Below are 4443 nucleotides of genomic sequence, written 5' to 3' on the forward strand. Positions count from 1 at the left end.
ATATTTAATCGATTCAATTTTCATCTTGTTACCTCCTGTTTTGTGGGATTTATACGAACAAGAAAGCAAATAACGTACCGATGCAATACCAACGGGTAGGCTTAAAAATTATCATTAGGCTGAAAAGGAATATCACGGATAATAAAGTAGTCGGTGCAATCACGCTGATTCTAAATAAAGTACCGAATAAAAATGTCATATGATTTCCTCCACAGTATAGACATGGCCTTTCAATCCTGTGGATAGCTCCATTAACTTTTTCTTTCGCCCAGGGAATTTCGTTACCCATACCACATAAAAGGGATCCTTAGATATCTGTTGAAGCTTTTTATATTTTTGTATCTTTGCTTTATTAACTTGCATTGGTTGTGATATGTCGACTTCGATAAATACAGGAATTCCGTTCTGTGATGTTTTTGCATCGCACACTAGGGAAATATCACCTGCTTTTATTTGAATTTCATTTTGCCATTCCTTCGGACGTCTAAGATATATCCATAATTGATTACGTGTTATAAAGTGGTCTGCATTCGCTGTTTTCTTACGGATTATATTGTGATCCATATATTCACGACCGTTTTTATTCAAGTAATATACTTTTTCCAACCCATTACGAAACGAACTTATATAGGCGGACATCCCATTCAGTACACGATTTGCGTTTCTTTCGCCTTTCAAGTCGTGAATCACTTGAATTTGAGCTTGCGTTAAATAATCAAAGCGTTTTAAACTCCAAAGAATGCTTTCCGTCCTTTGTTCCTTCAATATTCGTTTTTGCATTTTCCTCATCCTCTCTTGGTTTAATAGTGATATACGGTTTAATTTGTTTATCTATTTCAGTGTTTTTAATCAAAATCGTTTGGAAATGATTCATCTTAGCTACTTTATAAATCCCTCTTCCTGGTATGTCGTCTGGCAAATCTTCAGCTCCATTGGTATCTAGAACCGCATTCGAAGCAATGGCACTGTCCAGGACGTAAGTTAAACGGGCCGGAATGTTTCTTTTTATCTGACTAGCAACTGTTTGGACCGTTGGATATTGCGTTGCATAAACCACGTAATGTCCGGACCCTCTGCCTTTACGAACGATATTTGTTAATATCTCCACGGCCTTTCCATTACCGGCCAGGTCCGCTGCCTCGTCTATAACCAGAAAGTGCCTTTCTTTTATCCCTGCTTCCGTTATATCCTCGTAACCTTTAGCGACTAATACATCCCGGTAAACCCTTTCCATATCTTCCTCAACTTTCTTTAACACCTTCATAGCCCCTTCGTTATCAACAGCAAAATTTTCAACTTGCTTGCAATCTTTGAACCTGGCGAAAGCCGGCCCGCCCTTTAAATCAATCAATGAAAATGTAACGTTATCAGGCTGTGAAAGTATCAAACTAGTTATAATCAACTTCATAACCACACTTTTTCCGGATCCAGGAACACCCGCTATAATCAAATGCTTTGTTTTATCGAAATCGTGATAAATTAATTCCGTTCGTTTCTTACCGATAAGGACTTTCCATTCTCCAGGCCTCAACATTTCTTTGTTCCATGGGATTTCTTTTTTCATCGGGCTATCGAACACTTTAACCTTCAGCATTCCATCAAATTCAATTTCGACTTCTTTATTAATCATTTTGGTCTTGGTGAATATTTTTTTCAGCTGCTTAAAGATAGTTATATCCCACTTTAAATCTCTAAGTTTATTGATATCCTTGAAATGAATTTCCGACTCCCGGCTCCTTGTGTTCAACCCATCTTCTATTACGCTTTTTTTTCTAAAAATATCCTCTGACCCTAAACCTAAAGGAATTTGGAATACATACATCATGCCGTTATCAATTTCTTCTTTCCTGATGATCCGGATTGTTTCGCCACCTTTGTTTAAACCAGCATTATTGAATATTTTTAAAATCTTATCTGAATCACTTTTTACAGATTTTTTTCCATTTGATTTTACATAAGAAAATCCAGCCAGACCGCCGAATGCCAAAGTACTTGCAATCTCTACAAACATTTCGTCACCATCCTTATTATTTACGGAGTAAATAGTTGTAGTTGTTTGGAATAGAAAGTGATTGCCATAATTTATAGCGATGGTGCGGTTTGAACCACAATATCAACTGTTCTATTTCCCCTTCTGTTAAAGACTATACTTAAGAATATTCCGAAGTCCGCCCAATATTGCTTGTACTTTAAATTAAATTTTTATTTTTCTTTAAATTATATTTTGAAAGGTATTTCTTAGTGGGAAGAGAATATCTTTGTAGAGGTGTAAAAGATGAAAAGTCGAATAGGAGAATGTATTGATAAAACTGGATTTAAAAAGAAATATATAGCCGTTAAACTTGAAGTTTCTCCTACACAACTATCTAATTGGATCAGTGGTCGTTCTTTTCCTACAATTGAAAAGGCATTCAGATTAGCTAAATTATTAGGTGTGAAGGTCGATGATTTATATGAAGACAATGAGGGATGATTAAATGAGGGAGGGAAAGAAATGTTGGCGTTTTTAGGATTACTTTGTATTGTGGCCACTATTTTTTTTATTATTGCCGCAGCCATATCAGCTATTAGAAAAACAAATAAAGGTAAAAAAAGGTTACTGTGGGCGAGCTGGTCATTTTTTTTATTTCTTATTTTTTTCGCGTTCGCTATTGAAGATGATCCTGAAGTTGAAAAAACTTCTGTTTCAACTGCTGAGAAAACTCAGGCCGGAGAAAGCCGGGAAGACGAAATTGAAGAAACAATTAACAGCATTATTGACGAGAACTATAGCCACACAACTGTTAGTGACATGGAAGTTGATGAAAATTTAGGTCTAAATGATGGGAGTTATATAGTTTTACCATATTTGAAATTTGACGCTATGAATAACGAAAAGAGGACTAAGAATTTAATTGAAATGTATAGCGAGGATTTAGCAGCTAATCTCGCCAAAGAGGAAGATATCAGTGAGCTGACGGTTTTCTGGGAAGCACCTTATCTTTTAGAAGGCCAAAATATAGCTAAATTCACTTTCACAAGAAAAGGTGAGAATATGATCATTGGCGAAAGCTGGTATGATTCTTCTCTAAGGTAGGTAAGTATGAACATAAATCTCAAAGTTTACTTACATTCAAAAGGAACGAAGTTTTTACAAAGTGGGAGCTTCCCTGTTATGAATTCAGATTTTAAGAAGGATCCGGACTGGGCGGCGGCCATTGCCGCGTATGAGTGGATTCATCAGATTAAAAATAACTTTGCTGCCAGTGATGATTTTCGTATAGATCAGGTGCTTTATAACGGAGATATTGATATAACGGAGTTAGTTAAGAAAGTAAAGCCTATAATTTAAAACAACAAAAGCCCTTTATAAAGAAGGGCTCTTTTTTTAGGCTGTTGTTTCTGTAGTCTTCAAAATTTGCAATGTCCTCGGCCGCCCTTCTTGCCATGTAACATATCCCTTTTTTCTCAAACTATCTAACATCCCCGATATTGTGGAAGGTGATTTAAGTCCAAGAACCTCTCCCAATTCTCTAAAAGATGGTGGATATCCATTTTGGGATTTATATAATTTAATAGCTTCCAGTACTTCTTTCTGTCTTCTAGTTGGTTCTAAACTACTCATAGTTGACTTGACCCCTCTTCAATTTTTTAATCCTCTACTCTCACGCCGATAATTTCTTTGAATTTGATTTTCTCGAAGGTGCCGTCTTTCTTCTGGATACGCAGCTCATTCGTAATAGGATGAATGTACACACAATATCCGTATAATTCGTGTGGATTACCTTCATTGTGTATCGTAAAGTTAATCGGTAAATGATATTCCATTGCATAATGAATGTTGTTTTCGAATTCTTCAATCTGATATTCATCAAGGACAGGTTTCTTATTTAAGAAAGGATCCACTTGAGCTACTTTTTTATTTAATGCTTTATGTTCTGGCAACAACAAGGCTGCATGCCATTTAATTATTCCTCTGTCACGAATTGTACCCATCAGAAAAACCTCCTTTTTAATGATTATATACGAACGAGCGTTCTTATGGAAGGCATAAAAAAATACCTTCTCCGATTAAGAAGAAGGTATAGCTGGAGTACGAGGGTTACATATCGAATTATATACAAAATACTTTCTTTTTATACTTATGCAGCAAATAATTCAGCGAAAGAAGCTTTTCCGGCTTTTTTATCAGCAGTAATCTTTTTAGCTTTCTGGAATTTTTCTAAGGCTGCTTCAGTACCCTTTCCAAAGACAGAATCCAGTGATCCAGGGTTATATCCTTCTGTGTAAAGTGAAGCCTGAAGAATCCAAGTCAAATTCCCTTTTGCCCCTTTTTCAAGGGTAACGATTGCCGCTTTAGTCTTAGCTCCCCATTCTCCGTCCACAACAAGCTTTTTATTGAATTGCTTGTTAAGTTCAGTTTGCAACGCTTTGATCAAGGCCGTTTGTGTTTTAGGTCCGTTA

8 protein-coding genes are annotated in these 4443 nt (G+C 36.2%); 3 read left to right on the top strand and 5 right to left on the bottom strand.

What is annotated here, in order from left to right:
- Positions 1-195: 195 nt before the first annotated feature.
- Entirely contained in the window at positions 196-780 is a 585-nt protein-coding gene (locus CVN76_RS05640; RefSeq protein ID WP_157805552.1) for a replication-relaxation family protein, read from the bottom strand.
- Positions 716-2011, bottom strand: coding sequence for an FtsK/SpoIIIE domain-containing protein (locus CVN76_RS05645; RefSeq protein ID WP_100530572.1), 1296 nt, complete (start codon positions 2009-2011; stop codon positions 716-718). Before CVN76_RS05645 ends, CVN76_RS05640 begins: the two co-directional genes overlap by 65 nt.
- A 264-nt stretch (positions 2012-2275) precedes the next feature.
- On the opposite strand from CVN76_RS05645, the gene CVN76_RS05650 reads away from it, so the two are divergent.
- From CVN76_RS05650 to CVN76_RS05660, 3 genes are all read left to right on the top strand, one after another.
- Positions 2276-2473: a helix-turn-helix transcriptional regulator gene (locus CVN76_RS05650; protein WP_100530573.1), complete on the top strand. Its 198-nt coding sequence runs from the start codon at positions 2276-2278 to the stop codon at positions 2471-2473.
- Between the two features lie 21 nt (positions 2474-2494).
- Positions 2495-3076 (top strand): hypothetical protein, encoded by a 582-nt coding sequence (locus tag CVN76_RS05655; RefSeq protein WP_100530574.1) that lies wholly within the window; start codon positions 2495-2497, stop codon positions 3074-3076.
- 78 nt (positions 3077-3154) lie between these two features.
- Complete coding sequence (locus CVN76_RS05660) at positions 3155-3331, top strand: hypothetical protein (protein WP_157805553.1); 177 nt, start codon at positions 3155-3157, stop codon at positions 3329-3331.
- Between the two features lie 36 nt (positions 3332-3367).
- On the opposite strand, the gene CVN76_RS05665 is transcribed toward CVN76_RS05660, so the two are convergent.
- The 3 genes from CVN76_RS05665 to CVN76_RS05675 all read right to left on the bottom strand — a co-directional run.
- Positions 3368-3604 carry a transcriptional regulator gene (locus CVN76_RS05665; protein WP_100530576.1) on the bottom strand — a complete coding sequence of 79 codons (237 nt, stop codon included), beginning with the start codon at positions 3602-3604 and terminating at the stop codon, positions 3368-3370.
- A gap of 26 nt (positions 3605-3630) precedes the next feature.
- The gene (locus CVN76_RS05670; RefSeq protein WP_100530577.1) at positions 3631-3975 is read right to left on the bottom strand and encodes a YolD-like family protein; all 345 of its coding nucleotides are present in this window, start codon (positions 3973-3975) and stop codon (positions 3631-3633) included.
- Positions 3976-4121: 146 nt separating this feature from the next.
- On the bottom strand, positions 4122-4443 hold a 322-nt coding region (locus tag CVN76_RS05675), incomplete at its 5' end, for a peptidoglycan-binding domain-containing protein (RefSeq protein WP_198512498.1).

This window comes from Bacillus sp. mrc49 (assembly GCF_002803435.1).